The organism is Mycobacterium sp. Aquia_216, from assembly GCF_026723865.1.
GTDB lineage: Bacteria > Actinomycetota > Actinomycetes > Mycobacteriales > Mycobacteriaceae > Mycobacterium.
On sequence record NZ_CP113529.1, the window covers coordinates 4,349,650 to 4,368,385 of the forward strand.

General features: G+C 66.8%; 15 protein-coding genes. 7 read left to right on the forward strand and 8 right to left on the reverse strand.

Going from position 1 to position 18,736, the window contains the following annotated elements; all coding sequences use genetic code 11:
* Window positions 1-38: 38 nt before the first annotated feature.
* Genes OK015_RS20410 through OK015_RS20420 form a run of 3 tightly spaced genes read left to right on the forward strand, consistent with a single transcriptional unit; the run spans window position 39 to window position 3,065 of the window.
* Window positions 39-923, forward strand: a complete 885-nt coding sequence (locus OK015_RS20410; RefSeq protein WP_268125784.1) for a carbohydrate ABC transporter permease — start codon at window positions 39-41, stop codon at window positions 921-923.
* Window positions 910-1,734 (forward strand): carbohydrate ABC transporter permease, encoded by an 825-nt coding sequence (locus tag OK015_RS20415; protein ID WP_268125785.1) that lies wholly within the window; start codon window positions 910-912, stop codon window positions 1,732-1,734. Before OK015_RS20410 ends, OK015_RS20415 begins: the two co-directional genes overlap by 14 nt.
* Entirely contained in the window at window positions 1,731-3,065 is a 1,335-nt protein-coding gene (locus OK015_RS20420) for an ABC transporter substrate-binding protein (protein ID WP_268125786.1), read from the forward strand. The genes OK015_RS20415 and OK015_RS20420 overlap by 4 nt, the downstream gene beginning before the upstream one ends.
* Here OK015_RS20420 and OK015_RS20425 read toward each other — a convergent pair.
* The 3 genes from OK015_RS20425 to ddaH all read right to left on the reverse strand — a co-directional run bounded on the left by OK015_RS20425 (window position 3,062) and on the right by ddaH (window position 6,635).
* Window positions 3,062-4,456, reverse strand: coding sequence for an amino acid permease (locus tag OK015_RS20425; RefSeq protein WP_442791314.1), 1,395 nt, complete (start codon window positions 4,454-4,456; stop codon window positions 3,062-3,064). The genes OK015_RS20420 and OK015_RS20425 overlap by 4 nt on opposite strands.
* 62 nt (window positions 4,457-4,518) lie before the next feature.
* Complete coding sequence (rocD, locus tag OK015_RS20430; protein WP_268125788.1) at window positions 4,519-5,760, reverse strand: ornithine--oxo-acid transaminase; 1,242 nt, start codon at window positions 5,758-5,760, stop codon at window positions 4,519-4,521.
* Window positions 5,757-6,635 (reverse strand): dimethylargininase, encoded by an 879-nt coding sequence (gene ddaH / locus OK015_RS20435; RefSeq protein ID WP_442791138.1) that lies wholly within the window; start codon window positions 6,633-6,635, stop codon window positions 5,757-5,759. Before ddaH ends, rocD begins: the two co-directional genes overlap by 4 nt.
* A gap of 122 nt (window positions 6,636-6,757) precedes the next feature.
* On the opposite strand from ddaH, the gene OK015_RS20440 reads away from it, so the two are divergent.
* Window positions 6,758-7,204, forward strand: a complete 447-nt coding sequence (locus OK015_RS20440; RefSeq protein ID WP_268125789.1) for an Lrp/AsnC family transcriptional regulator — start codon at window positions 6,758-6,760, stop codon at window positions 7,202-7,204.
* Window positions 7,205-7,390: 186 nt separating this feature from the next.
* On the opposite strand, the gene OK015_RS20445 is transcribed toward OK015_RS20440, so the two are convergent.
* The 4 genes from OK015_RS20445 to OK015_RS20460 are packed head-to-tail and all read right to left on the reverse strand — an operon-like array spanning window position 7,391 to window position 12,594.
* Window positions 7,391-9,187 (reverse strand): sulfatase-like hydrolase/transferase, encoded by a 1,797-nt coding sequence (locus OK015_RS20445; protein ID WP_268125790.1) that lies wholly within the window; start codon window positions 9,185-9,187, stop codon window positions 7,391-7,393.
* Window positions 9,180-9,632 carry an SRPBCC family protein gene (locus tag OK015_RS20450; RefSeq protein ID WP_268125791.1) on the reverse strand — a complete coding sequence of 151 codons (453 nt, stop codon included), beginning with the start codon at window positions 9,630-9,632 and terminating at the stop codon, window positions 9,180-9,182. The genes OK015_RS20445 and OK015_RS20450 overlap by 8 nt, the downstream gene beginning before the upstream one ends.
* A 35-nt stretch (window positions 9,633-9,667) precedes the next feature.
* Window positions 9,668-10,525 carry an energy-coupling factor transporter transmembrane component T family protein gene (locus OK015_RS20455; protein WP_268125792.1) on the reverse strand — a complete coding sequence of 286 codons (858 nt, stop codon included), beginning with the start codon at window positions 10,523-10,525 and terminating at the stop codon, window positions 9,668-9,670.
* On the reverse strand, window positions 10,522-12,594 hold the full coding sequence (locus OK015_RS20460; protein WP_442791139.1) for an ATP-binding cassette domain-containing protein: 2,073 nt from the start codon (window positions 12,592-12,594) through the stop codon (window positions 10,522-10,524). Before OK015_RS20460 ends, OK015_RS20455 begins: the two co-directional genes overlap by 4 nt.
* A gap of 97 nt (window positions 12,595-12,691) precedes the next feature.
* Between OK015_RS20460 and OK015_RS20465 the strand changes: the two genes are divergently transcribed.
* Both OK015_RS20465 and OK015_RS20470 read left to right on the forward strand, forming a co-directional pair.
* Window positions 12,692-13,168, forward strand: coding sequence for a MarR family winged helix-turn-helix transcriptional regulator (locus OK015_RS20465; protein WP_268125794.1), 477 nt, complete (start codon window positions 12,692-12,694; stop codon window positions 13,166-13,168).
* A gap of 101 nt (window positions 13,169-13,269) precedes the next feature.
* Window positions 13,270-15,861: an ATP-binding cassette domain-containing protein gene (locus tag OK015_RS20470; RefSeq protein WP_268132933.1), complete on the forward strand. Its 2,592-nt coding sequence runs from the start codon at window positions 13,270-13,272 to the stop codon at window positions 15,859-15,861.
* Window positions 15,862-15,959: 98 nt separating this feature from the next.
* Here OK015_RS20470 and OK015_RS20475 read toward each other — a convergent pair whose 3' ends face one another.
* The gene (locus OK015_RS20475) at window positions 15,960-16,682 is read right to left on the reverse strand and encodes a VIT1/CCC1 transporter family protein (protein ID WP_268125795.1); all 723 of its coding nucleotides are present in this window, start codon (window positions 16,680-16,682) and stop codon (window positions 15,960-15,962) included.
* Between the two features lie 104 nt (window positions 16,683-16,786).
* Between OK015_RS20475 and OK015_RS20480 the strand changes: the two genes are divergently transcribed.
* Window positions 16,787-18,736, forward strand: coding sequence for an acyl-CoA dehydrogenase family protein (locus OK015_RS20480; protein ID WP_268125796.1), 1,950 nt, complete (start codon window positions 16,787-16,789; stop codon window positions 18,734-18,736).

Below are 18,736 nucleotides of genomic sequence, written 5' to 3' on the forward strand. Positions count from 1 at the left end.
CACTCCAAACCCGTGCGGAGCCCGCTTTAATTGGCTGCATGGCCAGCGCCGCCCGCAGGAGTCAGCCGCGATCCAGCGTGCTGGCCTACGGGCTGCTGGCGCCCAGCCTGTTCGGTGTCGTCATCTTCTTGCTGCTGCCGATCCTGGTGGTGGTCTGGCTCAGCCTGTACCACTGGGACCTGCTGGGTGCGCTGCGCTTTGTGGGCGTGGCCAACTGGCGCTCGGTGCTGACCGACTCCGGCTTCGGGCACTCGCTGTTCGTCACGGCGATCTTCGTGGCGATCGTGGTCCCGGTGCAGACCGTGCTTGGGCTGCTGGTTGCCTCGATGCTGGCCCGGCTGCTTCCGGGGACCGGCTTTTTCCGGACGATTTTTGTGCTGCCGTGGATCTGCGCGCCGCTGGCGATCGCGGTGTTGTGGCGCTGGATCCTGGCGCCCACCGACGGCGCGATCGCGACGCTGCTGGGACACAGCATCGAGTGGCTCTCCGACCCCACCTTCGCGCTGCCACTGGTGTCGGCGGTCGTGGTCTGGATGAACGTGGGTTATAACTCGCTGTCGTTCCTGGCCGGCCTGCTCGCGATTCCCAACGACATCCATGCCGCCGCCCGCACCGACGGCGCCAACGCCTGGCAACGGTTCTGGCGCATCACCCTGCCGATGCTGCGCCCGACGATGTTCTTCGTGCTGGTGACCGGGATCGTCAGCACAGCACAGGTTTTCGACACCGTCTACGCGCTGACCGACGGCGGCCCGGGCGACAGCACCGACCTGGTGGCCCACCGCATCTACGCCGAGGCGTTCGGTTCGGCGGCCATCGGCCGGGCATCGGTGATGGCGGTGGTGCTGTTCGTCATCCTGGTCGGCATCACGATCATTCAGCATCTGTACTTCCGGCGGCGGATCACCTATGACCTCGTCTAGTCGCGTCGCCAATGCGGCGATCTACGCCGGCCTGGTGATCGGTGCGCTGATCACGTTGGCGCCCTTCGGGCTTGGCCTGCTGACCGCGTTCACCTCGGCACACCAGTTCGAGACGGGTACACCGCTGCAGCTCCCCCGCCCGCCCACGCTGGCCAACTACGGCGACCTGGCCGGTGCCGGCTTCGGCCGCGCCGCGGCGGTGACGGCGTTGATGACGGCGGTGATCCTGGTGGGTCAGATGACCTTCTCGGTGCTGGCGGCCTACGCCTTCGCGCGGCTGGATTTCGCCGGACGCGACGCGTTGTTTTGGGTGTATATCGCGACGTTGATGGTGCCCGGGACGGTGACGGTGGTGCCGCTGTATCTGATGATGGCCCAGGCGGGGCTGCGTAATACGTTCTGGGCGTTGGTGCTGCCGTTCATGTTCGGCTCCCCGTACGCGATTTTCCTGCTGCGCGAGCACTTTCGCCTCATCCCCAACGACTTGATCAACGCGGCGCGCCTCGACGGGGCCAACACCCTGGACGTGATCACGCATGTGGTCATTCCGTCCAGCCGGCCGGTGCTGGCGGCACTCACGCTGATCACCGTGGTCTCGCAATGGAACAACTTCATGTGGCCGTTGGTGATCACCAGCGGCCACAAGTGGCGGGTGCTGACCGTGGCGACGGCCGAGTTGCAGTCGCGCTTCAACGCGCAATGGACGCTGGTGATGGCGGCGACCACGCTCGCGATCGTGCCGCTGGTGCTGCTGTTCATCGCTTCGCAGCGACACATCGTCGCGTCGATCGTCCTCTCGGGTGTCAAGTGAGGCCCCGCTTTTCCACGCTTGCCGCCGGCGCGCTGGGCCTGGTCGTGGTGTTATTGGCCGCGATCGCGGTGCTGTTGAACTACTCCGGCGAGCCGCACGGTGACAAGGTCGTGGTGCGGGTGCGGATGTGGGATGCGCCGCTCACCGAGTCCTACCGGGAGTCGTTCGCGGCCTTCAACCGCACGCATCCGGATATCGAGGTGCGCATCGATCTGGTGGCCTACTCGACGTATTTCAACACGCTGCGCACCGACGTCGCGGGTGGCAGCGCCGACGATATCTTCTGGCTCTCCAACGCATACCTGTCGGCCTACGCCGACAACGGCCGGCTGCTGAATATCGGCAAAATCCTGAGCCCCGAGGAGATTTCGGACTGGGAGCCGGCGGTGGTCGATCAGTTCACCCGCGGCGGGGCGCTGTGGGGCGTCCCGCAGCTGACCGACGGCGGCATCGCGGTGTACTACAACGCGGACCTGCTCGCTGCCGCCGGGGTGGATCCCGGTCAGCTGAACGCCCTGCGCTGGGATCCGAATGGGGACGACACCTTGCGCCCGCTCGCGGCTCGGCTAACCGTCGATACCAATGGAAATCACGCGGGCACAACGGGTTTCGATCCCGCCCGGGTTCGGCAGTGGGGCTACAACGCGGCCAACGACGCGCAGGCGATCTACCTGAACTACATCGGCTCGGCGGGCGGCGTGTTCCAGCGCGGCGACGAGTTCGCCTTCGACAACCCCGGCGCCATCGCGGCTTTCCGCTACCTGGTCGGCCTGATCAACGAGGACCACGTCGCCCCACCTGCCTCGGACACCAACACCAACGGCGACTTCTCCCGCAACCAATTCCTGGCCGGCAGGATGGCGCTGTTTCAGTCCGGCACCTACAACCTCGCGTCGATAGCGCGCGATGCCCGCTTCCGCTGGGGCGTCGCGATGCTGCCGATCGGCCCCTCGGGCCGGATCAGTGTCACCAATGGCATTGCCGCAGCGGGTAATTCGGCAACCACGCATCCCGATGCGGTACGTCAGGTGCTGGCCTGGATGGGTAGCAACGAAGGCAACGCCTATCTGGGCAGTCAGGGCGCGGCGATCCCGGCGGTTCGGTCAGCCCAGCAGGTCTACTTCAATTACTGGGCGCAGCGCGGCGTCGACGTCACACCCTTCTTCGCCGTCCTGGAAGGTCCGCGTATCCCGGCACCGGGCGGCGCCGGCTTCGCCGCCGGAAATGCGGCGCTGCAAAGCTATTTCGACGAGATGTTTCTTGGCCGCGGCGACGTCGCGACCACGCTGAAGCAGGCCCAGGCCGCTGCCAATGCCGCCGCTAGTCGCTAGTCGACATTGTTGAGCGCGCTGTGGTGGCGACCCCACGCGAAGTAGAAGATCAACGCAAGGGAGATCCACCCGCTGAACGCGATCCAGGTGTACCAGTGCAAGCTGGCGAGGATGTATCCGCAGGCCAGCACCGAAAGCACCGGCGTGACAGGGTAACCGGGCACTTTGAATGCACGCGGTAGATCCGGCTCGCGCACCCGCAGGACGATCACGCCCACCGCGACGACGATGAACGCAGTCAGCGTGCCGATGGAGACCATGTCCGCCAGCTTGTCCAGCGGGACGAGGCCGCCCAGCGTCCCGGCGGCGATCGCGACGATCACCGTGTTGCTCACCGGCGTCATGGTGCGGCTGCTGATCGACGCGAATCGCGACGGCAGCAGCCCATCGCGGCCCATCGCGAACAAGATGCGGGTCTGGCCGTACATCGTGATCAGCGTGACGGTGAAGATCGAGATCACCGCGCCCGCGCACAGAATCGTGCTGGCCCAGCCCTGGTGCGTGACCTTGTCGAGAATCGTTGCCAGTCCGGCGTCCTCCTGCCCGGCGAAATCCTGCCACGGCTGGGTGCCCAGCGCCGCGAGTGCGACGAGCACATAGACGGCGGTGACCGTGATGAGCGCCGCGATCAGCGCACGCGGCATGGTCCTCTGCGGATCCTTCACCTCGTCACCCGCGGTCGACACCGCGTCAAGGCCGATGTATGAAAAGAAGATCGTGCCCGCCGCCGAGCCGATGCCGGCGACGCCGAACGGTGCAAAGTCCTTGAGCTGATTGGCGTCAAAGGCGGTGAACGCGATGATCACGAACATGACCAGCACGCCCAACTTGATCAGCACCATGATCGCGTTGACCCGCGCCGATTCACTGGCACCGCGGATCAGCAACAGCGCACACATCACGATCAGGACGATCGCCGGGAGATTCACGTAACCCGGGTTGGAATCCCACGGCGCCGCCGACAACGCATGTGGGAGTTGCAGTCCGAATAGGTTGTACAGCAGCTTGTTGACGTAGCCGCTCCAGCCCACCGAAACCGCGGCCGTGGCTACCCCGTACTCCAGCAGCAGACAGGCCGCCACCGCCATCGCGACCACCTCACCCAGGGTGGTGTACGCGTAGGAATACGACGATCCCGAAACCGGCACGGCCGACGCCAATTCGGCGTAGCAGATGGCGGCGAGCCCGGCCGCGATCCCCGCAATGATGAACGAGACGATCACCCCGGGCCCGGCTTCGGGCACCGCCTGCGACAGCACGAAGAAAATGCCGGTGCCAATCGTCGAGCCGACCCCGAACATGGTCAGCTGGAACGCACTGATGCCACGTTTGAGGTGATCCGCGGCGCCATGCGCGACGGGCGCGCCCATCACCGGGCGGCGCCGCAGCATCTGTGCTGTCAGGCTGATCGAGCTGGCTCGCAAATTGCGCCCCCTCGTGCTGGATCAGCTGATTATGCTGCCTCCCGCAATACGGCGGCGAACTTTTCCACGGCCCAGTCAATTTCCTGCTCGGTGATGACCAGCGGTGGGGCGAAGCGCAGCGTCGAATCGTGGGTGTCTTTCACCAGCACACCGCGCTCGGCCAGCCGCCGGCTGATTTCTTTGCCGGTGGCAAGCGTGGGTTCGATATCGACACCGGCCCACAAGCCGAAGCCACGCACCGCCACCACACCGTCGCCGACCAGGCCCCGCAACCGCCGGTGCAGGTGTGCGCCCAATTCGGCCGAGCGGGACTGGAATTCACCTCGCTCCAGTATGGAGACCACCGTGGCGCCGATCGCGGCGGCTAGCGGGTTGCCCCCGAACGTCGAGCCGTGCTCGCCCGGATGCAGCACGCCGAGAATGTCGCGGTCCGCGACCACTGCCGACAGCGGAACGACGCCGCCGCCCAGCGCCTTGCCGAGCAGGTAGACGTCCGGTACGACGCCCCAGCGGTCGCAGGCGAACGTGTAGCCCGTACGCGCGAGTCCCGACTGGATTTCGTCGGCGATCATCAGGACGTCGTGTTGGGTGCACAGCGAACGAACGGATGGCAGGTAGTCGTCGGGTGGGACGATGATGCCGGCCTCGCCCTGGATCGGTTCGAGCAGCACCGCGACGGTGTTCTCGTCAATCGCATCCGCCAACGCCGCGGCCTCGCCGAACGGCACCGAACGAAACCCCGGCGTAAACGGCCCGAACCCACCCCGCGCCGTCGGGTCCGAGGAGAAGCTGACGATGCTGATCGTGCGGCCGTGGAAATTGTTCTCAGCCACCACGATGTTCGCGCGCCCCTCGGGCACTCCCTTGACGTCGGCGCCCCACTTACGCGCGACCTTGAGGCCGCTCTCCACGGCTTCGGCGCCCGAGTTCATCGGCAGCACCATGTCTTTGCCGCACAACCGGGCAAGCCCAGCGCAGAACGTTCCCAGGTTGGCGGCGTGGAAGGCGCGACTGACCAGCGTGACGGTGTCGAGTTGGGCATGGGCTGTCGCGGTGATCTCGGGGTTGCGATGGCCGAAGTTGACCGCCGAGTACGCGGCCAGACAGTCCAGGTAGCGCCGTCCGTCGACGTCGGTGATCCAGGCGCCTTCGGCGCTGGCCGCCACCACGGGCAGTGGCGAATAATTGTGCGCTGCATGCTTTTCGACGAGCGCGATCGCGTCCGCGGTTCCGTTGGTGGACACCGAGGTCGGATGGTCGAGAATCGTCATCTAAACACCTCCAAAGTGCAGCACTTCACGGAACCGCCCCCCTTGAGCAGCTCGGAGAGGTCGACGCCGACGGGCTCGAAGCCCGCTTCCCGCAACTGGGCAGCGAAACCCGTTGCGGCACAAGGATGCACGACATGCAGACCGTCGGATACCACATTGAGGCCAAGCACGTAGGCGTCCGCGCTTCCCACCACCATAGCGTCGGGAAACAGTGCGTGCAGCTGGTCCTGCGCCGCTGTGCTGAATGCCGGAGGGTAGAACGCGATCGTGTGATCGTCGAGGACGGCGAGGGCGGTATCGAGGTGGTAGAACCGCGGGTCGACCAGCTCGAGCGAGACCACCGGCATGCGCAGCGCGGCCGAGATCTCGGCATGTGCGCGCCGGTGGGTGCGAAAGCCATAACCGGCCAACACCATTTCGCCGACCATGAGCAGGTCACCCTGCCCCTCGTTGACGTAACGGGTCGTCACCGGCTGATAGCCCATCGACGACATCCAGTCGCCGTACGCGGTCGCCTCACCGGCGCGCTGCTCATAGCGGAACCGGGCGACGATGGCCACATCGCCGGCGACGAACCCGCCGTTGGCGGCGTAGACCATATCCGGCAGGCCGGGCACCGGCTCGACGATGTCCACGCGGTGGCCGAGCCCCAGGTAGGCCTGCCGAAGACCTTCCCACTGCGCCTGCGCGACGTCGACGTCGACGGGTGCACTGACATCCATCCACGGGTTGATCGCGTACTCGACCGCGAAGTAGGCCGGCGGCGTCATCGCATACCGACGGGTCTGAGCTGTTCTGGACCGCTTCGGTGCGGCATCTTGCCATGCCGCGGGCGCGGCGTGGGGCGCCGAGTCGGCGACATGGTAATCCGTCATATTTCCAGGGTATTTTGGGGCCTGGACACAATCAAACGCCGATTCTTGCGTGTCTATGAATGGTTTATTGCGCTAAAATGCCAGTTGCAACGATTCGTTGTGCGCAGGCGAAAAGGGGGACGATGGACCGCCTGGACGACACCGACGAACGCATCCTCACCGAGTTGACCGAGCACGCGCGGGCCACCTTCGCCGAGATCGGCGAGAAGGTGAATTTGTCCGCACCGGCGGTGAAACGTCGAGTCGACCGAATGCTCGACAACGGTGTGATCAAGGGCTTCACCACCATCGTCGACCGCAACGCGCTCGGCTGGAACACCGAAGCCTATGTGCAGGTGTACTGCCACGGCACCATCGCGCCCGATCAGTTGCGGGCGGCCTGGGTGGAAATGCCCGAGGTGGTCAGCGCGGCCACGGTGACAGGTACCTCCGATGCGATCCTGCACGTTCTGGCCCGCGACATGCGCCACCTGGAGTCGGCGCTCGAACGCATCCGGGAAAGTGCCGACATCGAACGCAGCGAAAGCATCGTCGTGCTGTCCAACCTCATCGACCGGATGCGCACCTAGGCAAGCGCCGCGCGAGCACCTCCCGCCCCGGGCTGGGGCACCTCCCGCCCCGGGCTGGGGCACCTCCCGCCGCGCGCTGAGGCACGTGCCGCCCGCGAGCCGGGGCACCTCCCGCCCCGGGCTGGGGCACCTCCCGCCGCGAGCGTAACGTCGCTGCGAGATTCGGGGCGATTTTTCGCCTTGCCGTTACGCTCGCGAGCGACTCGTGAGCATGCGGCGCCACGAGGGCCTGGCTGTCGGCCGACGAGTCACGTAGGGCCACGGCTGGTTTCGTTGCGGGACCGAACCTGCCCGGGCCTGTTTCAGCTGCATCCGCAAATGCTGCCGCAGCTCGTGCAGATCGGGATCCGTCCACCGGTTGTCGGCTTCGATCGGGTCGGCGGTGAGATCGTAGAGCTCCCATTGATCATCGAGGGGAGACGTCCGATAGGCTTCTCCCCCAATGCCATTAGCCGCGAGATGGCGCACGCCGGGTTCGGTCCAGGTGCCCGGGTCGTCGAAGGTGCGGACCAGCTTCCACAGGTGTCCGGCGCCCGCGCCCTCGTCAACCCGGACAACCAACCCTTCGAAGTTGGACGCGGTGTGCGCCGGAACCCGGATACGCAGCGGCGCAGGAGGATTGGCTGTGATCTTCAGCCGGCGCGCCAGGCCCGAGGCGCCGCTGTCTCCTTCGAGCATATTGTCGCGGGTCATCAGATAGACGGCCCGGGTCTCGTCGGCGGGCGCGCCGTCGACGACCGCCATCAGATCGCGGCCGGGTAGCTCGTGGACTTCGGAGAACGACTCCGCCAGCGTGGCAGCCGCTTTCGCGACGTCGACTCCGGCGGCCCCGAGCAGCGTCGGAACCAGGTCGACATGCGACGTCGGTGCCGTGACCGCCCGGGGCTGCGTCGCGCGCGTGCCGATGCGGGCAATGACGAAGGGAACGCGGGTGGCCTCGTCATAGAGGTTGAACCATTTCTGATGCAACCCGCCGTGGGCGCCCAGCAGATCGCCGTGATCGGCGGTACGCACCAAAACGGCGTCGTCCGAACCAGCTTCGGTGACGGTGCGTCTGACGCGGTCGATCGGTCCGTCCACCTCGGCGTGCAGGCGGTAATACAGATCGCGGTAGCGCTGCGCGCCGCGCTCGTAGGTCCGGTCGATAGCGGGCGCCGGGCCGTAGCCGGAGTAATAGGCCCCGCGAAAGGCGATCTGCGCGGCCGGCTTAGTCGACAGATCTTCGTCGGCGGTGGGTGCCGGGGCGACCGCCGGCGGGTCCAACGGTGACGGCTTGACCGGACTGCGCCGCGACCACAGCGGGAACAACACGATGTCGTGCGGGTTGACGAAGCTGGCGACAAGCAGGAACGGACGCAGCGCGTCGGGGTCACCGGCGCGACGGCGGGCGTAACGATCGGTGAGCCAGGCGACGACCCGGTCGGCGATCAGTGGGTCGCGGCGAATGCCGGCATTGCCCATCAGCGCCCCGTGCGGCTCCGGACCGACCCATCCCGAAAAGCCATACGGACCGAGCGGATCCGCGTCGAGGTAGCGCTGCACCGCCACCGGGTCGACGACGCCGTCGTCATCGTTGGTCGCCAGCGAACCCCCGGTGTCCGGGTCGGTGAGATCCGCATGCGAGATGTGCCACTTGCCGTCGTAGTGCGTGTCGTATCCCGCCGCGCGCAACCAGTTGCCCAACGTGGGCACCTCGCCCGGGCGCAGCCAGCGCATGCGGGAGTCGTCGGCCGTCTTCCCGATGCCGTCGGTCTGGGTGACCCCGTGCAAGTCCGGGTACTGCCCGGTGAAGATGGTCGGGCGACTAGGCACACAGGCCAGCGAGCCCGTGTAGTGCCGGCCGAAGCTGACGCCGTGATCGTCGAACCATCTGCGCCCCAACAGCATTCGATCCCGCCAGGCGAGTAGTTCGGGCGTCTCGTACGGTGGCGTCGCGCGTTCCTCGTCGGTCATCAGGATGACGATGTCGGGGCGATCAGACACGAGCCTTCTCCAATCGTTTTGCGAGCCCGGCGAGCAACGAGTCGGACAGTCGTACAGCGACGCGACACACCAGGCGTTCGGCAAGCTCTTGGGTTGGGCGAGGTCCGATTTCGACCGTGCTGGTCAAGGTCACGACGGCCGAGTCGCCCGTACCGGCCGCGAGCGTCCAGCGGTTCGCCACCCGGCGCAGCAACCGGGGCAGGCCCTCGATGTCGTAGGCAAGCACGTGTGGCGGGTCGAACGCGGTGATGCGCTCGACGAGAGTGTCACGTTTGACTTGTACTCGTCTCGTCGTACCGACCGGTGCTCCGCCGGCACCCGAGAACAAGATGCACGAGTGATCGACGTCGTCGGCCCACGAACTGATTGCGCCGAAGTCCGCCAGGACATCCCAGACTTCTTGCACGCGAGCCGCAATGAGACGTGTGCGCTGGATGTCGGCCACCCGCTTACGTTACGCGAAGAGCGACAACCGGCTCGTTAAATCGGGGTGATATGCAGGATCGTCTCGATGGCGACCGAGGCGGCGCCCGCCCCGGCAAAGAGAGCGAGCGCCACCCAATCCGCCGTTTTCGGCCGGGCCGGAGATGCGGCAAGCTGACCGGCCCCGCCACGAGCGGTGATCGCGTCGCCCATTTCGTCCGCGCGCCGCAACGTCACGACCATGGCCGTCGCGAACAGGTCGATCAAGTCGCGGCCCTGCTGCTGGCGTCGAGCCTTGCGACTGAGGGGCACCTCTTTGGGACGTAGTCGGCGGGCGGCGTAAAGCACTTGGAATTCCTCGATCAGCATCGGGAAGGCGCGCAACGCGAGCGCCAACGCGGCCGCCCATTCGTCGACCGGGATCCGGAATATCTTGAACGGGCGGCCCAAAGTTGCTAGGGCGGGGCCGATTTCGGCGACGTTGGTCGTCCAGGACACAATCGCCCCGAGGGCGATCAACAGGATCGTCAGCGCGGTCATCCGCAGGAAGTGCAATGAGCCGCCGAGGGCGACGTGCAGCCCGGCCACCGAGACCACCGGACTACCGCCGGAGAGCGCAGCAGTGACAAAGCCCAGCCCGATCACGAGCCACAGCCAGCGCGGCACCGACGGCAAGGCGCCGCGTGGAATGTGGGCAAGCCACACCGCCGCCACCGTCACGGCGCCGAGCAGTCCGATACTCACCCAGCCCGGATAGAAGGTCAGCAGCACCGCGACACCGACAACGACCAGCAATTTGGTGCCGGCCCACAATTGGTGGATGACGGAGTTTCCGGGGACGGGAACCAGCAACACCACCGGACGGCGAGGGCGCTTAGCCCGACCCCTGGCGGCCGGTGATGCAGTCGCGGTCATGCCACGCCCCCTGTCGTGGTCGACACCGTTTCCAGCACACCGTCGCGCAGATGCAGGGTGCGCGGGCAAATCCCTTCCAGGCCGATGCTGTCGTGCGAAATCACCACCAGGGTCAAGCCCTGCTCGCGCCGCAGCCGGTCGAGCAGCGTCAGCAAGCCGCGTTGGCTGGCGACGTCCAACCCCGCCAGCGGCTCGTCGAGGATCAACGCGCGCGGCGAACGCGCCAACAGTCCGGCCAGCACCACGCGGCGCATCTGGCCACCGCTGAGCTGGTCGATGCGCCGTTGGGCCAACGTGGGCTGCAGTCCGACCAGGGCCAGCGCCGCGGCCACGCGGTCTTCGTCGTGATGCGAAAAACCAGCTGCCGAAGCCACTTCAAGGTTGACGTGGCTGCGCATCAATTGCAGCCGGGCTGACTGGAAGGCCAACGCCACCACACCGACGTGCTCATCGGTGGGCTCGCCGTCGATCAGGCATGAGCCAGTGGTGGGAACGGTCAACCCGGCCATGATCCAGCCCAGCGTGGACTTGCCCGAACCGTTCTGCCCGTGGATCAAGACCCCGTCACCCTGCTCGGCGACGAAGTTGATGTCACGCAGCGCGGTCTTGGCCCACGGTGTGCCGCTGGCATATTCGTGCCCGACGCCGACGAGTTCGATCGCTCCCGCTTCGAGCCGTCGATCGGTAGCGGGGGTCGGTACCGCCGCGTCCGCGGTCCCCACCACGCCGGTGTTGTCCGATGAATTGCTCAGATTGATCGTGCGGTCGGCGGACGCCGCCTCGTCGTCGAAGTGGGTGATGTGCACCAAGGTTGTCCGGTGCCGCTTGGTAAGACCCGACATCACGCCCAGCAAGCCGTCGCGGCCCTGCTGGTCGATCATCGTGGTGACCTCATCGGCGATGAGCAGCTCGGGGTCTCGGGCGAGGGCGGCGGCGAGCGCAAGGCGCTGTAGTTGCCCGCCCGACAAACTCGAGGTGTCGCTTTCGGCGAGTTCTTCGAGGCCGACCTCACGCAGCAACAGGCTCACATCGACGTGAGCGTCCGGCGGTAGGCCCCACACCACATCGTCGGCGACCCGGGTGCCCAGGACCTGGCTCTTCGGGTGTTGCAGGACGAGCGCGGTGCCGCCCAGCTCGCCCAAACCGACTGTGCCGGGGCGGTGCACGGTGCCCGATGTCGGTTGCCGGCCGGCCAGGATCAGCATCAACGTCGTCTTCCCGGATCCGTTGGCACCGGTGATCGCGACATGCTCCCCGCTTCGGATTTCCAAACTGACCTCGCGCAGCGCGTCTTGACCGGCGTTGGGGTAACGGAACCGCACCCGGTCGAGCCGCACCGGCACCGGACCGATCTCGCCGCCCGCAGGACCGACAATGTCGGGCGGATCCAATTTGTGCACATCGGGGATGTCGCCCATCCGCTCCAACAGGCGCGACAACGCCGACCAGCCAATCAACGTCACGATGACGACGATGAAAACCAAATAGGGCAGCACCAACCACGGCCAGTACTGCAGCCCCTCGGCGACATAGCGTTTCAGGGCGTCGGCGACCGCCGGGAGGTGGACCCAACGCAGGAAGGCGGCGACGCCGTTGACGTTCGCGGTCAGCACCCCAAAGATCAACTGCCGCAACCGAGTCAGCACCGCGAACAGGCCGACCCAGGCCGAGGCCCAGATGAATCCGGCGACCATAGATGAGGCAATCACCGTGGCTACGCCGCGGCCCTTGCGTTTGACGATTCCGCATATCCCGCCCACCCAGGCAGCATCGACGACCATCGCGGAGCTGCCCAGCCCGGAGATCAAGAACGCGATCACCGTCGCAGCAACCGCCGCGGCGACCAACACTCGAGGACGGAAGCGGTAGGCGAGCAAGCCCATCGGCACCGTGCCCAAGACCCCAAGGCCCTGAGCGAACGGGATGACCGCGGCGATGATGGCGGTCACCGAACAGAGCGCCCCCATCACCGCGGCTTGTGCTAATTCGTTCGGCTGCAGCGGTCCACCCGTACGGTGCCGAAGGGGGCGCGCGGTCACTTTCTCGATTGTGCCAGGCCCACAGCCCATGCGCCGCCGGTTAGCCCTCCTTTGCTGGCCCGTGCCGCTGAGACAAAGGTGGGGCAGCGGCTGGTCTCGCATAGCAAAGCTATGCAAGCATGGGTACATGGACAACGTCGTCGACACCGCAAACACCACGCTTCTGCAGGGGCTGGGCGCCGACCTGCTCGCTGTGGTCGCTCGGCTTAACCGGCTGGCCACGCAACGCATCCAGATGCCGTTGCCCGCAGCACAGGCCAGACTGCTCGCGACGATCGAGGTTCACGGAGAAGCGCGCATCGGCGACCTTGCGGCCGTCGACCACTGTTCTCAACCCACGATGACCACGCAGGTGCGGCGCCTCGAGGACGCCGGCCTGGTTAGCCGAACCGTCGACCCCGGCGACGCCCGCGCGGTCCGGATCCGCATCACGCCCGAAGGGCGACGCACCCTGAACGCGGTTCGGGCCGACCGCGCCGCCGCCATCGAACCGCAATTGGCCATGCTCGAGCCGGCCGACCGTCAGGTACTGGTCGAGGCGGTCCAAGTGTTGCGCCGGCTTCTCGACAATGCCGCAGCGACACCGCGACGCAACACGCTGTGACCGGCTCGCACCCCTTGCCGGTCCACGACCACCAGCGGGTAGACACTTAGTCAGTGGCTTCCGCGTTCCCAGCCTCACCGCTCACGGTCTTCGTCGGATCGATGAGGTACGTCTTTGCCCCGGGCCGCGACGTGATCGTGGCGTATGGCGATTGGTGCGACATCCCGCTGAACCGCCTGGGTTTCGCCGCCCCGCCCCCGCCGTTTCCGCAACCCGACCTGCTGCTGCGGTTCGCCGGAACGCGTTGGGTTGCCATCGACAGAAGCCGCGCCGGCATCTTCGTCGACGGCGCCCGGGTTCCGGCGCTGGACATCCGCGACGGCCAGGCGATCGCGCTCGGTGACCCTCAGCGCGGTCCGCGACTGGTTTTCCGCCTTGGCTTGCCGCCCGGTCCTCCAGGGCCACCGCCCGGTCCCCCGCAACGCGCACCGTATCCACCGCCGTCCCCGCAAATGCCACCCCCACCACCGCCATCGCCGGCCCATCCGCCGCCGCGGTCACCGCAAATGCCGCCCCATCCGCCGCAGCCACCGCAAATGCCGGCCCATCCGCCGCCGCGGCCACCTGTCGCGCCGAGCCAACCCCCGCAGCAGATCCCGACCAGGCAGGAAACGCAGCGAATGCGCGTCACCCCGACGCGACAGCCGACGGTCGAGCGCCCCATCCCACCGGGGGCGCCACCGCCTCCGATGCCGGCGCCGCCCCCGGTCGGGCCCACCGCGCCGCCGGCGCCCCCCGTGCCGCCGCCGTCGCACCCGCCGTCGCCACCACAACCGCCCGAGCCTCCACCGATCGCGGCACCACCACCGATCGCGGCACCACCACCGATCCCGGAACAGCCGATCGCGCCGGAGCAACAGCGCAAAGGCCGCGGGCTGATCGAGCGAATGACCGACGCGACACGCAAGCTGCGCGCAAGCCGCCCCCCGAGCGAAGCCACCGTCGGAACCGAAGAGCCCAGCACGACCTACCGGCTGCCGCTCGAGGGCGTCGCACGCACGGCCGGCGTCAACGCCTACCGCCTGGGGCTTATCGCCGACGGACACGACCTGCTCACGGACGTGTCATTCACGGCGCGTCCGGGCACGCTGACCGCGGTCGCCGGGCCGTCAACCGCCCGCAATTCGGCGCTGCTCGGGATGCTCGCGGGCACCCGGGAGCCCAGCACCGGGCGCGTAACCGTCGACAGCCACGACGTGTACACCGAACCCGAGGCCATGCGCACCCGCATCGGCATCGTTTCGCGCAGCGAACGGATTCACCGACGGCTGACCGTCGAACGCGCCCTGCGCTACACCGCCGAACTGCGGCTGCCGCCCGACATCCCGCGCGAGCATCGCGACCGAGTCGTCAACCAGGTGATCGAAGAAGTCGGGCTGACTCCGTACCGCACAACCAGGATCGGCAAGCTGTCGCCGGAGCTACGTCGGTGCGCATCGGTGGCCATCGAACTGATCACCAGACCAACGCTGCTCGTGGTCGACGAGCAGAGCACCGCCCTGGATCCGGCGCAGCAGGATCACGTGATGGCGGTGTTGCGACGCCAGGCCGACCTCGGCTGTGTCGTCGTGGTGGCAACCACATCGCGGACCCAGCTCACCATCTGCGACCAGGTACTGCTGCTCACCGCGGCCGGGACCACGGCCTTCGCCGGAGCTCCCCAACGACTCAAGTCCACGATGGGCACCGCCGACTGGTCCGAAGCCCTCGCACGCATAAGCGCCGATGCCGACGGTGCTCACCGCGCCTTCACCGCACACCAACCAGGCCCGGCGGAACCGCCCGAAACCTCTGCACCCTGGCCGCCGCAGCGAGCGGCCACCCTGACCCGGCAAGCCTGGCTGGTGGCCCGCCGCCAAGCCCGGCTGGCCATCGCCGACCCCTTCTACTCCCTGTTCCTGGTGGCGCTGCCGTTCGCGTTGGCAGCGCTGACTCTGTTGATTCCCGGCGATTCCGGCCTGAATCGTCCCGAGGAGAGCAGCCGCAACCCGCATGAAGCCGTCGAGATCCTGGCCGCACTCAATATCGCCGCAGTGATCCTGGGCATCGCGCTGACCATTCGCGACCTGGTTGGCGAGCGGCGCGTCTTCCGCCGCGAGCAAACCGTCGGACTCTCGACATCTGCCTACCTGGTGGCCAAGATCATCTTCTTCGGCGTGGCCGCGGCCATCCTCGCCGCCATTCTGTCCACCATCGTCATCGCCGACAAAGGCCAGCCCGTGCACGGCGCCGCGCTGCTGCCGAACGCCGCCGTCGAGCTGTATGCGAGCGTGGCGCTCACGGCCATCGTCTCGGCGATCGTCGGGCTCGCGCTCTCGACGCTGGGCAAATCGCTGCGCGAAGTGCTGCCGCTGGTCGTGCCGGTGATCCTGGCGTCGGCGCTGTTCGCCGGAGGCCTGATCACGCTGGTGGGCACCTGGGGCTACGACCAGGTCTCCTGGCTGGTCCCGGCCCAGTGGGGCTTCGCGGCATCCGCCTCGACCGTCGATCTACACCGGGTCGACGCGCAGGCCGCCGACATCTTGGTGTGGACCCACTACGCGGGCTGGTGGATATTCGACATGATCGTGCTCGCCGTCTTCGGCGCGGCGTGGGCCGGGTTTGCCCGGTACCGGATTCGCCCGCCGGCGCACGAAATTCGTCAGCGGCCGCTACATCACGAAGAGCAGGAACCGAGTGACCTGTCAGGGTGAGAAATCGTTGTCGCTGACAACACGACCGACTGACGGCCATCGGCCAATTTCGGTCTCAGCGTGACGCCTTCGATGTTGCAAAGCGGCCAAGGCCGACATCACATCACTGCTGCCACGAGCAGACCGACCAGGTACGTCGCGGCGACGGCGACACCGCCGAACACCAGCTGCCGGCCCGCGGCCCACCACACCGGCTTGCGGGTATATCGAGCGGTCAGGCCGCCTGCGACCAGTAGCCCTATCGCGCCACATGCCAAACCGGCCGCCAAAAGCCCATATCCGAGAAGGTAAGGGATCAGCGGAATGACCGCCCCGATTGCGAACATGAAAAATGACGCGAGTGCGGCCACCCAGGGCGAGGGCTTTTCCGCGGGGTCCAGGCCGATCTCCTGGACCAGGTGGAAGCCGACAGCGCGCTTCTCGTCACGGTGAATCTCGTCGGTGGCGATCTGCGCGGTTTTCTCGCTCATGCCGATCCCGACCAGCAAGTCGACGAGTTCGGCGCGCTCGGCGTGCGGGTGGTTACGTATGGCGCGGTGTTCGACGTGCACCTCGGAGTCGATCTGCTCGTTGGCCGTGGTCACCGACGAGTATTCGCCGAGTGCCATCGAAAACGCGCCGGCGAGCAGGCCGGCGATACCGCTGACCAACGTGGTGTGTGCACTCTCGCCGGCGGCCACTCCGGCGATCAGGGCGCTGTTGCTGACCAGGCCATCCATCGCGCCAAAGGTGGCCGCGCGCAGCCAGCCGCCGCTGACATCGGGATGGGTGTGTCCGACGTCGTACGCCGGATTCTGAGACGGGTTGCCGGGCTGGGACATGACGCCATCTAAACGTGATGTGGGCCGTGCCGGGAAGATCCACGCCACACGATCACACCCCGCGGGCTGTTCCCGCGCGGCCAGCGGCAGGTTACCGTCGGGTTATGGCGCCGGACACGACAAACACTGCCGAACAGCTACGCAACGCGTTGGACGGGCGTTGGCGCGACGTGAAGAACCGGATGCGGGCCACAATGAGCGAGGACCTGTTCCGCCCGCACTACACGCCGAACACGGTGATCGCGCGCACCAAGGTGGCCGAGCAGATGCGGATCATGGCCGCGTTCGGTGCGGCCGCCGACTCGTTCCGCAAGGAGCACGGCGGCACCGGCGACGTCGGTGCCGCGGTCACGATGATCGAGATGCTGGCGATGTCGGACCTGTCGCTGATGGTGAAGGCCGGCGTTCAGTGGGGGTTGTTCGGCGGCGCCGTGGAGAACCTGGGCACCGAGCGTCACCACGAGGCCTACGTGCCCAAGATCATCAGCCTCGAGTTGCGCGGTTGTTTCGCAATGACCGAAACCGGACACGGCAGCGACGTCCAGTCGCTGGAGACCACCGCGACCTACGACCCCGAGACCGAAGAGTTCGTCGTCAACTCCGAGACCCCGTCGGCCCGCAAGGACTACATCGGGGGCGCTGCCGAAACCGCAACCATGGCATCGGTTTTCGCGCAACTGATCACCACCGAAGGTGGCAAGCCGGTCAACCACGGCGTGCACTGCGTCTTGGTCCCGATCCGCGATGCCGACGGCAACGACCTGCCCGGGGTGACAACGTCGGACTGCGACTACAAGGGCGGTCTGCCCGGTGTGGACAACGGCCGCATCATGTTCGACCACGTCCGGGTGCCGCGGGAAAACCTGCTGAACAAGTACGGCGACGTCGCGCCCGACGGCACCTACACTTCGCCGATCGACAACCCCAACCGGCGGTTCTTCACCATGCTCGGCACGCTGATCCGCGGCCGGATCACCGTGGGCGGCAGCGCGGGGTCGGCCGCCCGCGTCGCGTTGGACATCGCCACTCGATATGCATTGCAGCGCAGGCAATTCAGTGCACCTGACGACGAGGCGCATGAAGTGCTGATCATGGACTACCTGGTGCATCAGCGGCGGCTGTTCCCGTTGATAGCCAAGTCGTACGCGCTGCAGTTCGCGCAGAACGAGCTGGTGGCCAAGTGTCACGACCTGCAGACGTCGGACTTCCCCGATGCCGAGGAACAGCGCGAGCTGGAATCGCGTGCCGCCGGCCTGAAAGCGGCCAACACCTGGCACGCCAGCCGCACCATTCAGGAGGCCCGCGAAGCCTGCGGCGGCGCGGGCTACATGGCCGAAAACCGGCTGATCGCCCTGCGCGCCGACACCGACGTGTTCACCACCTTCGAGGGTGACAACCACGTGCTGACCCAGCTGGTGGCCAAGGAGCTGCTAACCGCCTACGCCGACGACATCAAGAGCATGAGCCCGGTCGAATGGGTGCGGTTTGCCGCCAACACCGTCGGTGAGAGGGTACTGAAACGCACTGCGGCCGAGGCGATTATGCAAAGGATCGTTGACGCCCGCCAGGACAGCGAAGAAGAGGGCAGCCTATTCAACCGTGGTACGCAGGTCAATATGTTCGAAGCCCGCGAGGAGTATCTGCTTTCGTCGGTCGCCCGGCGCCTGCAGGGCAAAGCCAAGGAGATGTCGGCCTTCGACGCATTCAACGCCGTGCAGGACCATGTGCTGCACACCGCGAACGCACACATCGACCGGATCGTGCTGGAAGCATTCGTCGCCGGCATCGACGCCTGCGAAAACACCGAAGCCCGTGAGGTATTGGAGATGCTCTGCGACCTGTACGCGCTTTCGGTGATCGAGGATGACAAGGCCTGGTACATCGAGCACGGCTACCTGTCCACCGGACGGGCCAAGGCCGTGACCCGCGGGATCAACGATCGGTGCCGGGCTCTTCGCCCGCATGCCGAGACGCTGGTCGACGGCTTCGGGATCCCTGAGCCGCTGCGCTACGCCGAGATGCTGCACCCGGAGAACCTGCCCGACGCCGACTGA

What these genes read in the sequence shown, in the direction of transcription:
- OK015_RS20480 (WP_268125796.1), top strand. Translation starts at nt 16,787, where the DNA reads ATGGCGCCGGACACGACAAACACTGCCGAACAGCTACGCAACGCGTTG.
- OK015_RS20415 (WP_268125785.1), top strand. Translation starts at nt 910, where the DNA reads ATGACCTCGTCTAGTCGCGTCGCCAATGCGGCGATCTACGCCGGCCTG.
- OK015_RS20475 (WP_268125795.1), bottom strand. Translation starts at nt 16,682, where the DNA reads ATGTCCCAGCCCGGCAACCCGTCTCAGAATCCGGCGTACGACGTCGGA.
- OK015_RS20425 (WP_442791314.1), bottom strand. Translation starts at nt 4,456, where the DNA reads ATGCTGCGGCGCCGCCCGGTGATGGGCGCGCCCGTCGCGCATGGCGCC.
- OK015_RS20465 (WP_268125794.1), top strand. Translation starts at nt 12,692, where the DNA reads ATGGACAACGTCGTCGACACCGCAAACACCACGCTTCTGCAGGGGCTG.
- OK015_RS20460 (WP_442791139.1), bottom strand. Translation starts at nt 12,594, where the DNA reads ATGGGCTGTGGGCCTGGCACAATCGAGAAAGTGACCGCGCGCCCCCTT.
- OK015_RS20455 (WP_268125792.1), bottom strand. Translation starts at nt 10,525, where the DNA reads ATGACCGCGACTGCATCACCGGCCGCCAGGGGTCGGGCTAAGCGCCCT.
- OK015_RS20470 (WP_268132933.1), top strand. Translation starts at nt 13,270, where the DNA reads ATGAGGTACGTCTTTGCCCCGGGCCGCGACGTGATCGTGGCGTATGGC.
- ddaH (WP_442791138.1), bottom strand. Translation starts at nt 6,635, where the DNA reads ATGACGGATTACCATGTCGCCGACTCGGCGCCCCACGCCGCGCCCGCG.
- OK015_RS20410 (WP_268125784.1), top strand. Translation starts at nt 39, where the DNA reads ATGGCCAGCGCCGCCCGCAGGAGTCAGCCGCGATCCAGCGTGCTGGCC.
- OK015_RS20440 (WP_268125789.1), top strand. Translation starts at nt 6,758, where the DNA reads ATGGACCGCCTGGACGACACCGACGAACGCATCCTCACCGAGTTGACC.
- rocD (WP_268125788.1), bottom strand. Translation starts at nt 5,760, where the DNA reads ATGACGATTCTCGACCATCCGACCTCGGTGTCCACCAACGGAACCGCG.